The sequence below is a fragment of the Anaerococcus sp. Marseille-P3915 genome, assembly GCF_900258475.1.
In the GTDB taxonomy this organism is placed as follows: Bacteria; Bacillota; Clostridia; order Tissierellales; family Peptoniphilaceae; genus Anaerococcus; species Anaerococcus kampingae.
In genome coordinates, this window is sequence record NZ_LT984888.1 from 31,643 (window position 1) to 47,887 (window position 16,245).

Annotated in this window: 13 protein-coding genes, 1 tRNA gene and 1 rRNA gene; 1 reads left to right on the forward strand and 14 read right to left on the reverse strand. The window is 32.8% G+C overall.

What is annotated here, in order from left to right:
- Nucleotides 1-3: 3 nt before the first annotated feature.
- Genes C8269_RS07915 through C8269_RS07935 form a run of 5 tightly spaced genes read right to left on the reverse strand, consistent with a single transcriptional unit; the run spans nt 4 to nt 3,808 of the window.
- Nucleotides 4-1,017: a dihydroxyacetone kinase subunit DhaK gene (locus C8269_RS07915; protein ID WP_199792189.1), complete on the reverse strand. Its 1,014-nt coding sequence runs from the start codon at nt 1,015-1,017 to the stop codon at nt 4-6.
- A gap of 5 nt (nt 1,018-1,022) precedes the next feature.
- Entirely contained in the window at nt 1,023-1,685 is a 663-nt protein-coding gene (locus tag C8269_RS07920) for a class II aldolase/adducin family protein (protein WP_106461189.1), read from the reverse strand.
- 9 nt (nt 1,686-1,694) lie between these two features.
- A complete protein-coding gene (locus tag C8269_RS07925; RefSeq protein ID WP_106461190.1) occupies nt 1,695-3,047 on the reverse strand; it encodes a PTS galactitol transporter subunit IIC in 1,353 nt (450 codons plus the stop codon).
- Nucleotides 3,048-3,055: 8 nt separating this feature from the next.
- Nucleotides 3,056-3,337, reverse strand: a complete 282-nt coding sequence (locus tag C8269_RS07930) for a PTS sugar transporter subunit IIB (protein WP_106461191.1) — start codon at nt 3,335-3,337, stop codon at nt 3,056-3,058.
- A 3-nt stretch (nt 3,338-3,340) separates the two neighbouring features.
- Nucleotides 3,341-3,808, reverse strand: a complete 468-nt coding sequence (locus C8269_RS07935) for a PTS sugar transporter subunit IIA (RefSeq protein WP_106461192.1) — start codon at nt 3,806-3,808, stop codon at nt 3,341-3,343.
- Nucleotides 3,809-4,231: 423 nt separating this feature from the next.
- Here C8269_RS07935 and C8269_RS07940 point away from each other — a divergent pair, with 423 nt between their 5' ends.
- Nucleotides 4,232-5,401, forward strand: a complete 1,170-nt coding sequence (locus C8269_RS07940; protein WP_106460365.1) for an IS110 family transposase — start codon at nt 4,232-4,234, stop codon at nt 5,399-5,401.
- Between the two features lie 292 nt (nt 5,402-5,693).
- Here C8269_RS07940 and C8269_RS07945 read toward each other — a convergent pair whose 3' ends face one another.
- The 9 genes from C8269_RS07945 to rrf all read right to left on the reverse strand — a co-directional run bounded on the left by C8269_RS07945 (nt 5,694) and on the right by rrf (nt 16,153).
- A complete protein-coding gene (locus C8269_RS07945) occupies nt 5,694-7,649 on the reverse strand; it encodes a BglG family transcription antiterminator (RefSeq protein WP_106461193.1) in 1,956 nt (651 codons plus the stop codon).
- Nucleotides 7,650-8,451: 802 nt separating this feature from the next.
- Nucleotides 8,452-8,527 (reverse strand) — tRNA-Gln (locus C8269_RS07950).
- A 71-nt stretch (nt 8,528-8,598) separates the two neighbouring features.
- The gene (locus tag C8269_RS07955; RefSeq protein ID WP_106461194.1) at nt 8,599-9,315 is read right to left on the reverse strand and encodes a hypothetical protein; all 717 of its coding nucleotides are present in this window, start codon (nt 9,313-9,315) and stop codon (nt 8,599-8,601) included.
- 113 nt (nt 9,316-9,428) lie between these two features.
- Nucleotides 9,429-11,708 carry a DUF5633 domain-containing protein gene (locus tag C8269_RS07960; RefSeq protein ID WP_106461195.1) on the reverse strand — a complete coding sequence of 760 codons (2,280 nt, stop codon included), beginning with the start codon at nt 11,706-11,708 and terminating at the stop codon, nt 9,429-9,431.
- Nucleotides 11,709-11,718: 10 nt separating this feature from the next.
- A complete protein-coding gene (locus C8269_RS07965; RefSeq protein ID WP_106461196.1) occupies nt 11,719-12,513 on the reverse strand; it encodes a metal ABC transporter permease in 795 nt (264 codons plus the stop codon).
- A gap of 6 nt (nt 12,514-12,519) precedes the next feature.
- Nucleotides 12,520-13,182 carry a metal ABC transporter ATP-binding protein gene (locus tag C8269_RS07970; protein WP_106461197.1) on the reverse strand — a complete coding sequence of 221 codons (663 nt, stop codon included), beginning with the start codon at nt 13,180-13,182 and terminating at the stop codon, nt 12,520-12,522.
- On the reverse strand, nt 13,175-14,116 hold the full coding sequence (locus C8269_RS07975) for a metal ABC transporter substrate-binding protein (RefSeq protein ID WP_106461198.1): 942 nt from the start codon (nt 14,114-14,116) through the stop codon (nt 13,175-13,177). Before C8269_RS07975 ends, C8269_RS07970 begins: the two co-directional genes overlap by 8 nt.
- A 186-nt stretch (nt 14,117-14,302) precedes the next feature.
- Entirely contained in the window at nt 14,303-14,836 is a 534-nt protein-coding gene (locus C8269_RS07980) for a hypothetical protein (protein ID WP_106461199.1), read from the reverse strand.
- Between the two features lie 1,200 nt (nt 14,837-16,036).
- Nucleotides 16,037-16,153, reverse strand: a 5S ribosomal RNA gene (gene rrf, locus C8269_RS07985).
- Nucleotides 16,154-16,245: the final 92 nt, after the last annotated feature.

Sequence of the window (16,245 nt, forward strand, 5' to 3'; positions counted from 1 at the left end):
CACCTACCTGTTATAATTTGTATAGAATGGAGTGTTTGAAACTTCTAATAATAATTCCTTTAACTCCTCATCTAATTTAAACAATGTTATTGAAAGCCCAGCCATCTCCATAGAAGTTGCAAAGTTACCTATGTGTGGTTGGATTATATTTATATTTTTCTCTTTTAATGAATCGTATAATCTGTTGTATACAATATACATTTCATCTAATGGTGTTGATCCTAATCCGTTTATCATAACAGATATCTCATCATTATCTTCAAGCTTAACTTCTGTCAAAAGCTTCTCTAAAAGCAAGTCTGCTAATTCATCGGCTGTTATCATCTTTTTCACTTCAATTCCAGCCTCACCATGGATTCCCATTCCTATTTCGATTTCATCTTCATTAATAGAAAATGTTGCTTTTCCAGCTTCTGGAACAACGCAAGGGCTTAGAGCCACGCCCATTGTTCTTATATTTTCTAAGGCTTTATTTGTAATAGATGCTACTTTTTCTAAATCATAACCTTTATCAGCTGCAGCTCCTGCTATTTTATAAGCATATACTATTCCAGCTACACCTCTTCTTGTGTCTCTTTTTTCATAAGGAGCGCTAGCAATATCATCCTTAACAGCAATTTTAACAGTCTCGATGTCATCAAAATCTGTCATTTCGGTAGCCATATTAAAGTTCATATTATCTCCGCCATAGTTACCATAGAGACATAGGACACCTTTGCCAAAATCACATTCTCTAATTAAATCTTCCATCTTAGAGGCAGCAGGAGATGCAAAAACATTTCCTACCGCACAGCCGTCAAGCATTTTTTCTCCAACATAACCTAAGAATAATGGAAGGTGTCCACTACCGCCAGCTGTTACAATGCCTACCTTGTCTTTTTTTGGATTATTCTTGCGTATAAGCATTCTAAAGTCATCATTTAATAAAGCATATTTATCGGAGTGAGCTTTAATAATGCCATACATAAACTCTTTTGTATAATTTTCTGGTTTATTGATTATTTTCTTCATTTTCATTAATATTAACCCTCTAAATCTAATTTTTCTGGATATTTCCAAATGTCAAAGTCTTCTTGTTTAAATGAATCTGGTTCTTTTCCATTATTTATCATTAGTACATTAAAATAGATATGAGCAATATCCTCTAAATATTGCATATTGATATATGCTTTTTCCAAATCCTCACCTATACCTACTGCGCCGTGCTTTTCCATCAAAAATGCATTTGATATCTTGCATGACTCTATAACTGTTCTTGCTAATTCTGGTGTTCCTGGTGTTGCAAATGGAGCAACTGGAATCTTTGCTTCTTTAAGTCCCATAGCAGCCAATTCATAAACTATTGCTGGAATTTCTTTTCCAAGCACTGCAAAGCTTGTCGCATATTTTGAGTGAGTATGAGCTACACCATTGATATCATCCCTTGTTTTATAAATTTGTAGATGCATCATTGTCTCACTTGAAGGTCTTCTATCATTTTTAGCTTCTATTATATTTCCATCTAAATCAACAACTACAATATCGTCAGTTGTGAGTTTCATCCTATCTACTGTTGCAGGTGTTACAACTACATATCCTGTTTCTTTATCTTTTTCACTAAAGTTTCCTGATCCTGGTTGACATAGTCCCTTTAATTGTGCGTCTTTAGATATTCTTATTATATTATTTTTTAATTCTTCTAACATTATAAACTCCTAGTTATTCTCAACTTCAACTTGTTTTCTATTCAGTGCTTTTTTAACATATACTATAAAAAGTCCAACAAATGCTACAAAGGCTACAATTCCTACCACATTAAAGGCAAAAGCTTCTGATATTGCCCATCTAAAAATTGGAGCTTCTACACCAAAGTATGTGATAAATTGGCCTGAAGGTATATCAATAGTACCAACTTGTTTAGCAAGAGCTGTTACTGCTTCAGCAAATCTACTTGAAACTAATAAATATGTTGGGGTGAAAAGGATAGATAAAATTATCATTTTAATTATATCTCCATTAGTTACTATTAATGCTGGTACAACTACAATAACATTTACAATTCCAGCTAATGGTAATACTGATGACCATCCAAGCTTAGCAAATAGAAAAGCTAACGCTATTTCAAGTGGTACAAGTATGATAGAAACTACCCATATTTCTGATCTTCCTGCCATAAATGGCCAGTCTAGACCAATTTGAATCTCTCTATCTTTATATTTGTCTTTCATATAGGTACTTGCATAGTCAGATATAGGTTGTAGAGCTTGCATAAATAGCTTAGCAACCATTGGAAATAAAACTAATGATGCAGAAACTTTAATTCCAACATTCAAGGTTTCAGATATACTATAACCAGCAATTATAGCTAATAATATTCCAACTAAAAGACCCATTACACTATTTTCCCCAAATATTCCTATTCTATCTTTAAGCCTGTCAGAGTCAAAAGATCTTCCACCGAGTCCAGGGATTTTATCTAAGAATCTGTTTACTGGAGCCATTAAAGCACACTGGAATGTCATATAGTGGGTACAAGTTACGCCAGGTATTCCTGTGATTTTTTGTATTCTTTCATGATTTGCATCAGCCATCTTTAATTCAAACACTATTTGAATTATTGCAGCAACAAATCCAAACACTAAATTTCCAGATATAGCATTTACCATTGTAGCAGTGAAAATTTTTCCCCAAACGTTCCACATATCTACGTTTAATGTATCTGTCCATTTAAAACCTATAAGTAATAGATTCACCACTATTTGGATAGGGAACATTAATAGTGCATATGGCCATGCCCAAGCAATAGCACTCATTGGTGTCCAGCCAACATCCACAGCATTTAGTTGAAGTCCTGTTCTTTCTACCAGTGCTTGTGCAACAGGGCTTATTGTTCCAAACATAAAATCTAATATCAAGCTCATACCTGTAAAGGCTACACCAAGTGTGATACCTGATATTATAGCTCTTTTAGCAGGCATCTTAAATATCAAACCAATAATAATCATAATTATTGGTAAAAATATTGCTGCTCCTAAATTTAAAATATAATTAATTATTTGCCCTAACATGATAACTCCTAACTATTAATATATCCTTTTAATTTTTCATATTCTTCATCCATACCCATACCAGTTAAGAAAGCTATCCCATTAATCTTTGGTATATTTTCATAAGTTTTTCCGCCTGGCATGATTGATACATATACATCAACACTATCTATAATATTTTCAAGTGATTTTATATCTACAGCTTCTACAGTTGCTCTGATTCCATCATCTTCTAACATATGATTAATTTTAGAAGCTACTGTTTGACTTGTTGCTACTCCTGAACCACATGCTACTACAATTTTTTTCATTTTTTACTCCTTTATTAATTTTTCAAGAATTTGTTTAATTTCTTGTTTTGTTTTTGAATCTTTTATTTTTTTCAATAGTTCTTTATCACTAAATACACCCATCAATTTAACAAGCAAAGGTACTTGAGCTTCAGGGTTTGCTACCGCTAACATAAATACTAGATCTACATCAATATTTTGATTAGGATCTTCCATATTTTTAAATTCCACACTCTTTTTTAGTGTTGCAACTGAAATTCCTGCTGAATTGACATGAACTGGATCTGTATGAGGAATTGCGACTTTAATATCTCCTGTATTCAAACCAGTTGGGTATATCAATTCTCTTTCAAGCACAGCATTACAATAAGTTTCTTTTACTTTTCCAGCATTCATCATTTGATCAGACATATATTTGATTAATTCTTCCCTGCTATTGCAATCTAAATCAATAAATATTAAATCTTCTCTTACTTCAATTTGACTTTCCATAATTACCTCCTTATATAATGTATTTAGGTTGTTAAAGGTAACCTATAAGCCTTTTTCGACTAAGTATTATTCAGATTTACTGTATAATATTGTTATTAGATAGAGTGTACTCGTCACTTCCTTGAGATTTAATCTCGTACTTGANTCCTTATATAATGTATTTAGGTTGTTAAAGGTAACCTATAAGCCTTTTTCGACTAAGTATTATTCAGATTTACTGTATAATATTGTTATTAGATAGAGTGTACTCGTCACTTCCTTGAGATTTAATCTCGTACTTGAAAGAGTGAGTCCTCTAATCTTTTAACTGTTTACGAATAAGTTAGATGTTGACCCTTTCAGGGTACTTCGTATATACCATAAGGCAGTAACGTTATTAGATTTTGAGGTGTCTATCTAAAATACTTTTTTATGAGGTTTCAAATGTTCTATTTAGGTATCGATATTGGTAAAAATACTCATGTTGCTTCATTAGTTGATGACAAGAAAAAGGTTATTTTTAAGGCTTTTTCTTTTTCAAATTCCATTAATGGCGCTGAGAGTTTAGTCCTTAAACTAGAAGCTTTCAAAAATGAACTTGAAGTTGGTATGGAAGCTACAGGTCATTATTGGTTATCTCTATACTCATATCTTGCCCAAAAAAACTTTACTGTTCGTGTTATCAATCCAATCCAAACTGACGGTTGGCGACAAGGTGTAGAAATCAGAAAGAGAAAAACTGATATTATTGATTCTCTTTTAATAGCTGATCTTCTTAGATATGGAGATTTCGTTGAGACTTCACTTTCTAATGAAGATTATTTGTCTTTGAGGAATCTTTCCAGATTTAGGTCCTACCTCATTTCTTCAATTGGCGATCTTAAAAGAAAAACTATTGCACTTTTAGATCAAGTTTTTCCTGAATACGCCTCTTCTTTTAGTAATATTTTTGGGAAGACTTCTAAGGAAATTCTTTCAAATTTCTCTACTCCTTCTGATTTTGAGGATATTAATTCTGATGATTTGAATACTTTTCTTGAATCTGTTTCTAAGAAAAACTATGCTTCTAAGAAGATTGATGAGCTTTCTAAAAAGGCTTCTTCTTCTTTTGGTATTAATTTCTGCCTGGATTCTTTTAGTCTTCAAATCAAAATGCTTATTGAGCAAATTTCTTTTATTCAAACTCAGGTTTCTAATGTTGAGAATGAAATTGAGGTTTTACTTGAAAAACTTAATTCTCCAATTACTACTATTCCAGGTATCGGTTCTGTTAATGCAGCTACTATATTAGGTGAAATTGGTGATATTAAAAGATTTTCTAATCCTTCTAAACTTGTCGCTTATGCTGGTTTGGATGCTAGCATTTCTCAGTCTGGAGAATATGAATCTACTTACAATCATATGAGTAAAAGAGGTTCTCCATACCTTAGACGTGCTTTGTTTCAATCTGCTCTTAGAGCTGAATTTTGTGATCCTGTTTTCTCAGATTATTATCAAAAAAAGATTAGTGAAGGAAAACATCATTTAGTTGCTACTAATGCTGTTGCTAGAAAGCTTTGTCATACTATTTTTGCTGTTCTTACTAAGAATGAACCTTATCAAGTGCAGAGTTAGTTTTTGCTTAACTGTTTACAAATTTTTGATAAAGCTTCTGTAAATGGCGAGCGAAGCTAGGGTGTAGCCTTTACCTTTTACAGGTTTTTTTGAAAAAAATTACAATTTCATGAGCAAAAAACTTATGAACCCAATATTTAAAATCTATTAAATATTAGGTCTTTTTGTTGTGCCTATTTTTATTCATTTTTTATCTATATCAATCCCTATATTTTTTTATTTCACCTCTTGACTTTTAATAGTTAGTCTTTCTTTTTTTATTTATTACATTGTTTACTTAAATCCATTTTTACTAATTAAAAATTCTATTATATTTTATTATTTGATTCCTGACTTCTTCGCTTGTTCTAGCCAATTCTAAAGCTCTTTTAAATTCATCTATTTTTAATAAATTAATTAACTCAAACAAAGCCTTTAAGTGGTCTTTATTTTCATCCACTGCAAGAATGCAAACAAACTTAATCGGATCAAAAACCGGAGAACCAAAGTTAACAGGATTCCTTAATCTAGTTAAGGACATACTAGTCTTATTAACTTTAGAAGAAATTTTTCCATGTGGCAAAGCAAAATTTTCACTAACTACTACATATGGTCCAAATTCTTCTATATTTTCAATCATTTCACTTACATACTCTTCACTAATAAACTTTTTATCTAATAAAACTTCTGAAGCCATTTTTATCGATTCTTTCCAATCAGATACTTCAATATCCAACACGATATTATCCTCAACAAGAAAGTCTTCCAAACTATTACCTTCTTCTGAATTCATTTTTTCTAAAAATAAATCTTTCTTTTCGTTATTTTGTTTATTTGATTTATTTTCAGTAAAATCTAAATCGTAATTTTTAATCATAGACCTAGATTTTTCATATATATAATCAGATATTTTCTTATAATCATATGCATTTATTAAAGGAGATACTTTTATATACTCTTTATTAATGTTGTATAGATCAACCGTTGTGATTATGATATCAATATCATCTAAATCCATATTTCTTAATTGATGGCTTGTTGTACTTCCTACTATTTTAAACTTAAACAATTCTTCCAATTTATGATTTAATAACTGACTAGTACCTATACCTGAATTGCATACAACTATTGATTTCAACCTTCTGCATGCTCTATCAATCATTCTTTCGAGTGATGCGTAAACGTATATAACAATATATGATATCTCAATATCATATATTTCTCTGTTAAAGTAACTAGATAATACTTCAGAATGCTTTTTGATTTTTTTAAATAAATCTTTATTCTCTTTAGCAATTAGTTTAAGTTCGGGATAGTTAACGATATCTTCTATTTTATATAGTTTCATTCTTTCTATATGTAGTGAAAGACTTTCAAATAATTTGTAGTCTAAGAATAAAGGAATTGATAATTCTCGTGATAATGAATCAATTAATTCTCTAGTTATAAAATTTATACTGATTGAATCATCATCATTTGCACCTACTAATCTGAACTGGAGGTTTGATATTAGTTTAGAAAGATATATACATTCATCTATATCGTAATGATGTTCAAAATGTTCAATCAACTGTTTGTATAAGCTATATGCTATATTTTTATCTAAATTATCTGATATAAAGTCAGATTCATCTATACTTTCATGGTCGTAATCGGCACTTAATGATAAAACCAATAAATAGCTTGATAAGATATCAAAGGACTTTTCAGAGAATATAACACTATTCCTATATTCAGATTCTCCAATAATATTAAATATAGTTTTTTTATTTTCCTCGATTTTAAAAGCTATATTTTCATTTAAGTTGTTTACAGAATTTATGAACATATTTATCAAATGATGATTGTTATAAACAAAATCTATTAGAGCTTCTCTTTTATTCTTGTGTGACCCGTCAATAGACAATCCTTTTCCTGGCTTTGTAACTAGTGATATGTTTTTTTGCTTGATAAAAGTTGCTAAGTCATTAATATCGGAAGTAACAGTAGATCGAGATGCAAACATAGTATCGGCCAATTCTTTTTTTGTTACATAATCTTTTGCTATAAGCAAAATTAGGGTCTCTACATTTTGCCTTTCAGTTTTGTTAAGAGTGTAATCGTAAAAGTTTAATCCAGATAAAAAGCTTTTAACCGATTTCTTATCTTCTAACTTTATTTCGCTATCTCTAACATCAATGCTAATGCCAGAATACTTTAGAAGATAATTATTTATTATCTTTACATCGTCATTTATAGTTCTAAGACTTACTTTAAATGTTTTTTTCAAATGCTCTAAAGGTACAAAATCATTCTCATTTAATAAAATACATAAAATTTCATATCTTCTCTTGTTTATATTAACCCTCCTTTCAACTCAATAATACAATATAAGCAGAATTACAACAAGTCCAAATGTTTTCACAAGTTTGAAGGGAAATGTACTATCTCGATGTTTATTGGAAATTGTAAAAGGATGAATTTATAAAATATGTATAAATATCTACCAATTATATTTTTTCATCCAAGAATATTTCAAAAAATCTCTTAGGTCTTGATAATAGCTGATAATAGTTTTTTACTTATAATTTTTATCTATTAATTACTTTTATATTTTATAAGATATCATGTTTGTTTTTGTTTTTTTATTTAAATGTTTTTTGAATATACCATATGATATCTAATTTTAAGAAAAGAAAAACCCCTCAATCCGATTCTGGGTTTTAGGATTTGGCTTATAATACATGGATTATCATAAAATTACAGGAATAGTAAACTTAAATCTATTCTCAAAAGGCTCAGAAGTCTTTTTCTTTCTAACTTGAACATAAAATAAAATTTTCAAAATAAAAAGTCCGCAGATTTCTCCACGAATTTAATAATTTGGATGTAGTATTTAGACTCGAACCTGTGCTCTTCAGAGTCAGAAGTCCTCCTCGAGCCGGACTGGTTTGCTATGCCTTACCAACTTGCTACGATAAAAGCCCCTTGATTTGGGGCGCTCTCGGCCGCTAGGGCAAATCTATCCCGAGAATAAGGTGTGCTACCACCGATAAGCTTCGAAGAAGCGAATTCTCGTTTCCAATAAATTTTGGCTGGAATGACAGGACTCGAACCTGTGCTCTCCAGAGTCAGAATCTGGTGCCTTACCAACTTGGCTACATTCCAAAAATTTTCTTACCCTTATAAATTACCTCTTTCAAAAATTTTGTCAACGCCAAATACCAGTAAATATGTGTCTATTTTTGCTTGCCAGTGATACAAAGATTTATCTCGTATCCAGCTCTTATTGATGTATTAATGGACTTGGTGTGAGAAATTTGTGTGGCAGTAATTGGGCTTATATCTTCATATTCTTGTTTTATTATTAAGGATAGGCTCCTTAAGATGGATGCACCTAGACCTTGGTATTTAGGTTCTTTAGAAAATTTCTCAAGGCCTATATCCCAAAGGTATTTTCCAGCAACTGAGGCTCCTGCTAGAGCTATGAGGTCTTTTCCATCATAAAAACTAAGGCCTAGCCTGTCATCTTCATCAAAAGCAAAGGCCATTTTTGTCTTGCCTTTAAAGTTTTTTATATCTTCTTTTTCTAGCCTTGTGAATTCGAAGTCTTTAATCTCTACATATCTATCAGAAAAAGTCATCAGAGGGAAAAAATTGTCTATTTCTATTCCAAATTCTCCTAAAATTTTATCCAAAACCCTAATGTTGTCCGCTTCGGCAAACCAGGCTCCGGGATACTGTTCAAATTTTTTCTTTAATTTGTTTATTAGGGCAGGATTTTCTGATCTCATGAAGACCTTTCCTCCTGTACAAATCGCAGTAAAGGGAGCCTTGTTATAGAAAAGAAAACTTTCATCTGCCTTATTTACCATAAAAATATTATTTTTATCCTTAAATCCCTCAGGACTTATTGAAAAATCATTCAGTATTTGTTTTTTAAAATTAATATCCATTTGCCTAAACTCCAGTATTTTTATTAGTTAAAATTATACTTTTAAGTGCGATTTTTCGCTAAAAACCCATCTAAAAAGCACTTAGCTTATATATCCTAAGTGCTTTCTTGCTTTTAATTTACTTTTAAGTTATAGAACCATCTGCCATTTGAGCCTTGGATTAGATCGTAGGCGTTGTTTGCAAAGTCGCTTTCTAGGGCTTTTTGTGCGGCCTTTTCTGCTTCTTCTCTAGTTTCATAGCCATCTTGAGCTTTTTCTAGATTTTCCTTTTTCTCCTCTGGGTCTATCTCTTTCTTTTCTATTTTAGGCTTTGTTTCATTTTCTTCCTTATTTTTAGGACTTTCTTCAATTTTTTCGTCTGATTTTTCTTCTTCAGCTTCTTCTTTTTTCATTTCTGGTAGCTTGCCATTTTTGTAGACTATTTTTCCGTCTACTTCTTCAAAGTCACTTATGTGGAAGACTAAATCTTCTGTTCCATATACATAGAAGTTTAGTTCTATATTATTTACAGAAGCTTCTGGGTATGCTTTTTCTAAGAATTGTTTTATATTATATCTTAGTATTTCTGATTTTTCATCATCATATTCTTTGCCTATTTCTACATCTGGATTTTCCATCTTATATTTTAGGGTTGCTACTATATCTTTGGCTGTGAAATCGCCTAATTCTCCAGCTTTTTCCATTTTTACTAGGTCTTTTATGCTTAGGTAATGATAATGATCTCCGTGAAGCCAGTAGAATACATCTCCACCCTTGTATTGGCCACCTGGTCCAAATGCCGCCTTGCCATCGGTTATTTGTCCGTAGCTTTCCATTAGTTTAAACCTATCGTCAAATACTCTTTCTATACCTGCTACTTTTTTACCTTTGATGCTGTCATAGGAAAATAGGTCTCCATCATTTACTTCTACATGGGAATAGTCTTTTGAATCATTGATATATTCAGCATCTGGATAATGACTCTTAGGATTTTCTGTTACTACTCCTACTTCTTCTTCGCCCTTGTAGAGGTGCCAATGATCACCATGGTCGATTATTTTTGTAATTCCTTCTGGCCAGGTGAATTCTTTTTTATCTTCTTTTTGATTATCGTGGCTGCCTTCATATTGACCAAAGTTTGCCTTTGGGTAGATATCTTGTGGATTCTCATAGGTTACACCTTCTCTTCCCTTTGAATCGTAGATGTGGTAATGGTCACCGTGTTTTAGGATTTTTACTATATCGTAGCGGTCAACTTTTTCCTTGCCTAGGATATTGGTTATTTTTAGACTTTCTATCCTTGATTTTTCATCATTTCTTGGATTTTCTGGTCTATCTTGACTTTCCTCTTCTTTAGGATTTTCTTTTTTATCTTCGCTTGGCTTTTTATCTTTTTCTTTATTATCCTTTTTATCTCCATGGCTTCCTTCATAGGTGCCTATTGGAATATCTGGATAAAGGCTTGATGGGTCAGAGTAGCTTATATATTCATCTCCATCAGCTGTATAGATATGATAGTGGTCTCCGTGCTTTAAGATTTTTACTACGTTGTGAGTTTTTTTCTCATCTTCTACCTTTATTAACTTATCATCTTTTTGTAGTTTTTCAGGTCTTTTTTCTTCCTTTTTATCTTTATATTTAGCTTGCTTTTCCTTCTCTTCTTTGAGAATTTTAGCAATCATTTCCTTTCTATCGCCGTGGCTTCCTTCATAAATTCCGTAGGAGGCGTTTGGATATAGGCTTCTTGGGTCTTCGTAAGTTACAAATTCGTTGCCCTTTGATGTGTAGATATGATAATGGTCGCCGTGCTTTAAAATTTTGATGACTCTTTCATCATCTTTTTCTAGTTTTTCTTTTACTTTTTTATTTTCGGCTACTTTTTCTGACTTTGTTTTATTTGCATTATGTGATCCATGACTGCCTACATAGGTTCCTATTTTTATATTAGGAAAAAGAGCTGATGGGTTTTCGTAGGTTAGGTATTCTGTCCCATCTGCTAAGTAGACGTGGTAGTGATCACCGTGTTTTTTTATTGCTACTACATTTTTATTTTTTAGCTGATTTTTGCCTACCACGCTTACCATTTCAAATTTACCTGTATCTTGAATCTGACTTGGGTCGGTGTAGGTTATCTTTTCCCTGCCATCTTTGGTGAAAACATGCCAATGGTCGCCATGTTTTACGACCTTTACTATGTCTTCTTTTTTGATTTCAGCATCTACTAGGACTTCTGTTGTTTTGTCCTTTTTGATGGTAGATTTTTTGGCAATGTAGCTTGTTTTCTGACCTGTTTTTATTGCTTTGTTAACAGATGTTTTTGCTTCTTTATTATTAAATAGGGAGCAGGCACTGAGGCTTGTCGCAAATAGGCAAGTAAGTAGGACTGCTCTTCCTAGATTTTTCTTATTTTTCATTGTTTCTCCTTTATTTTTTCTTTATAAAAAGGCTTATAATTAGCCATACTACAGATATCAATACTATTACAGACCCTGGTTTTAAGTCTAGATAATAGGATATTATTAGACCTAAAAATACAAAAATAATGGAAAATCCTATTGATAGTAACAAGGTCGCCTTGTAGGTCTTGGTATATTGCATTGCACTAATACTTGGTATGACTAAGATTGATGATACTATCAAGGACCCTATTGTCTTAGCTGATATTGATACTGCTATGGCTGTTAAAAAGGTTATAAATATATTTACTAGCTTGACATTAATTCCCATAATTTTGGCCGCCTGGGGGTCAAAAATCGTAAGATAAAGGCTTTTGTACAAGCTTATATAGGCCAAAATTACAAAAATAGCCACTCCTATCACTAAATAAAATTCCTGATCTGAAATAGTCACTATGGATCCAAATAGGTAGGATGAGATGGCATTGGTATTTTTGACCATGGATGAAAATATTCCCGCAAGGCCTATTGATGCCGCAAGGATAATCACCGTTGATATTTCTTGGTAGGCCTTTAATTTATTTCTAATAAGTTCTATGGATAGGCCTGCCACAAGACAAGCAATTATTGCCGCAAGGATTGGACTAAAGCCAAAGGCAAGGCCAATGGTAAGGCCTGCTAGAGATGAGTGGGATAAGGTATCTCCAATCATCGATAGCCTCTTAAGTAGGACCAATTGACCCATGCAAGGCAAAATCAAGGCCAAGAGTCCGCCGACCATGAAGGCCCTTTGCATAAATTCATATTCTAATATATCTGGCATATTTCCTCACAAACTAAGCTCATCTTTGCTTATTCTCTCGATTTTCCCCTTCTTAATCCTAAGAGCATAATCTACATAGGCCCCTGCCATATCTAGCTGGTGGGTGATGATCAAAATGGTCTTGCCACTTTCCTTAAGACTTATGAGGTCCTTAAAGAACTCATTGGCAAAGTCTTCATCAATGCCCGTTGTAGGCTCATCTAAGAGGATTAGGCTTGCATCCTTTATCAGGGCAAGGCTTATAGCAAATCTTTGAATTTGACCACCGGAAAGGTCACTTAGGGCCTTCTTCCTATGGTCCCAAAGGCCTAACTTTTCCATCAATTCCTTGGGATCAACTTTCTTTTTTAGGTAGGAAATGTGGATTTTTATCGCTTCTTCGATAGTTGTTGGAAAATTCCTGTAAGAAGCTACAGCATTTTGAGAAATATAAGCTAAGTCCCTGTAGTGGTCATCCTTTCTTATATCATCGGAAAATATTTCTATATGGCCTTCCTTAGCCTTTAACTCTCCCATAATTAGCTTTAAGAGAGTCGATTTTCCTACACCATTTGCTCCGACAAGGGCTAAAAAATCTCCCACTTTGACTTCAAAATTGATATCATCTAGGATTAGGTCCCTATCATAAGCAAAGCTAAGATTTTCGGCCTTTAAAATTGTCCTATTCATTGAAAGATTCTACCAAGGCCTTAAGATTTTCTTCCATAAGGCCCACATAGCCCTTTGATACCATATCATCGTCAAGATTTTCCATGGTGTAGAGGGTAGACGTCTTTGTGCCTGTATTCTTTGCTAAAGTTTCTGCAACCTTTGGTGTAGCCTTGCCCTCAAAAAAGATTGTCTTGATATTTTTTTCCTTCACAAAATCAGCAATGGTCTTAAGGTCTTTGGCTGATGGCTCTTCTTCTGGAGAAATCCCAGTGACAGCCACTTGTTTAAGGCCATAATCATCAGCTAGATAGTTGAAAGCTGCATGAGAGACTACAAAATATTTATCTTTAGATTTAACCTTAGAAAGCTCATCTTCAAATTTCTTATCAAGTTCATCAAACTTGGCAAGGGCCTTATCCAGATTCTCCTTATAATAGGCTTCATTATCAGGATCCATTGCTGACAACTTCCTATAAATATTATCTACCATTACCTTGGCATTTTTAATAGAAAGCCAGGTGTGAGGATTAATAGAAGTCATATCGGAGCCTTCCTTAGATGAATCAAGCAAGTTAAGACCTGCAGAAAGGTCCAAAAACTTGTCATCATCCTTAATATTTGCCTTCAAATCATCAATAAAAGATTCCATTCCGGCACCATTGAAGGCTATAAGGTCAGCTCCATCAAGGTCTTTCATAGCTTGGCTAGTGAGCTCAAAAGAATGAGGCTCCTCATTAGTCTGAATAATAGTTTTTACCTCAAACTTATCTCCAGCTATCATCTTTACAAATTCAGCAACAGGGAAAAAGCTAGCATAAATAGTCTTTTTTCCTTCAGCACTTTTCTCTTCAGTAGCTGTATTTTCAATATTTTTCTCTTCCTTGCCGCAAGAAGTCATACAAACTAGGGCAAGAAGAAATATAACAAATAAATTTTTAAAATTCTTTTTCATATATCCTCCTATATGCAAGTGGTTTGCGATAGTAATTATCATACACCTACTGCAAATCATTTGCAATAGTAATGAGGATTTTTTCATCCAGTTTAGAACATAAAAATAATCCACAACAAAAAAGAAGTCATTTAAAACGACCTCTTCATTTTTGAAAAATAAGTTTTTTTTGGGGGATGTTTTATTCTAATCAGCTTCTAACTCTAACACCCCATCTCGTGCAGATTCTTGGCCCACATACTCAATCCTCGTTGTAAGCTTATCCTTAGCCTTGCTAACTTTAAAAGACTCGTCAGTTTCTTTTATTAGATAAGCTCCCGGTTCAAGTTTTTTAATCTTAATTATATCCTTAATTTTATCCTTGTTTTTTTCAAACATTTCATCACCAATTTCATCATATTCCCTGCCACCAAGATATAATTTGGACTTTTCAGAATATTTTGCAACTTTACCCATTTTTTTATTTATCTGATCTATCGTCATCTTGTCACAATCCTTGGCAAGACGCATGGTATCCCAAGGTCCCATATTTTTATCATCAATTTTCCAATAGGCAAGCTGTCTATTGCTAGCAGTATTAGTTAGATTATTTCTACCTAATACTAAATCAAGCTCATATCCTCTAGAATGTCCAAAAGATTTCAGGCTCAAGAAAATTACAGCTCCTAAAAGAAGTAGACAGAAAAATATAATTTGTAATTTGTTAATAGTTTTATTCATAAATCCTCCTACTAATCTAGTCTAACACAAGAAGTATAAAATTTTGATAAATAAAAATATTAAAAGTCTACTCATCCAATATAAGATGTTCATAATGATTTAAAAAATGTACTTATCCTTAAAACTATAATAAACGAAAAAATTTAAGTTTAAATAAAAATAGACACAAAAAAATCGACCTTGAAATTTCTTTACACTCCAAAGTCGATTATTTAACTCCTCCAGTACAGGATTCTGATTTAGGTTCAATCACTCTTTATCATCCTTCCTATAATTCTTGATTTAACGAAATTTACTTGTACCATGTCTTCTAATATTCTACTAACAAACAACAATTGATTTACATTTTTATCTAATCCTATCTATATAAAATAGAAAAATGTCAGATGGCTCTACTTTTACACTTATCTTCCACCACTTTTTCTATGAAATCTTACTCAACATACTCTTCTTTACTCATATATCACTACTGTAAGGGCACATATTTAAAACTTCTCTATTAGTAAGTCTCAGATCAAAATATTATAAATCTCTCTATTCAATTTTTTTAAACTACCTGTACCGGAGGAGCCAGGATAGTTTATCTATCTTGTTATTAATAATATACCCCGGCTTTTTATTTCTAAACATAAATTTTAAAAAAATCATTGAGAAAAATTGACTTTTTTGGAATATAAAGCTAAAAAAGCAATGTTATATTACGAATTTTATCAATATAGGTAGATTTAATTATATAAAGGACATGTAAATTTAAGTTTTATAACCCATGTGACTAGCTTCTACTATCATAGTTTGAGGATTATTTTAATTTGATATTTATATATTTTTTGTACAAAAAAAGACTCATTTCTGAGTGTCCTCCAGGAGCCGGACGGGGTCTCTAAAAGGCGACGGACTAGATTTCTCGTTTCGCTCGACCATTTTGCCTCTGCACCAGTCCTACCTACCATCCCCCATTCAGGGTATGGGGTTAGGGCTTCGCATGGAGGGTCCTCTTCTACGCATCAAGCCTACCAACCATTTGCTTCACAAATGGGGTTAGGCATAGACACGAGCCGGACAGGCTTGTCTCCATGAGCCGACGGGCTTGTTTTTTGTTTGGCGACTTTCTGTCCATAATCCAGATGACCAGACTCTACTATCATAGTTTAAGGATTATTATAAGCACTAAAAAAGACCTACAATTGTAGATCTTTGTTAGTTTGGCGACTTCCTACTCTACCACCCAGTTGCCCAGGCAGTACCATCGGCGTTATGAGGCTTAACTTCTGTGTTCGGTATGGGAACAGGTGTATCTCTCATGCAATCATCACCATATTTTTTGAACCATCTTTCTCGCTTCGCTCGACCATTTCATGGAGAGTCCTCCATAAGCCGGACGGGCTTGCCTTAAATAGCATCCACTTTTT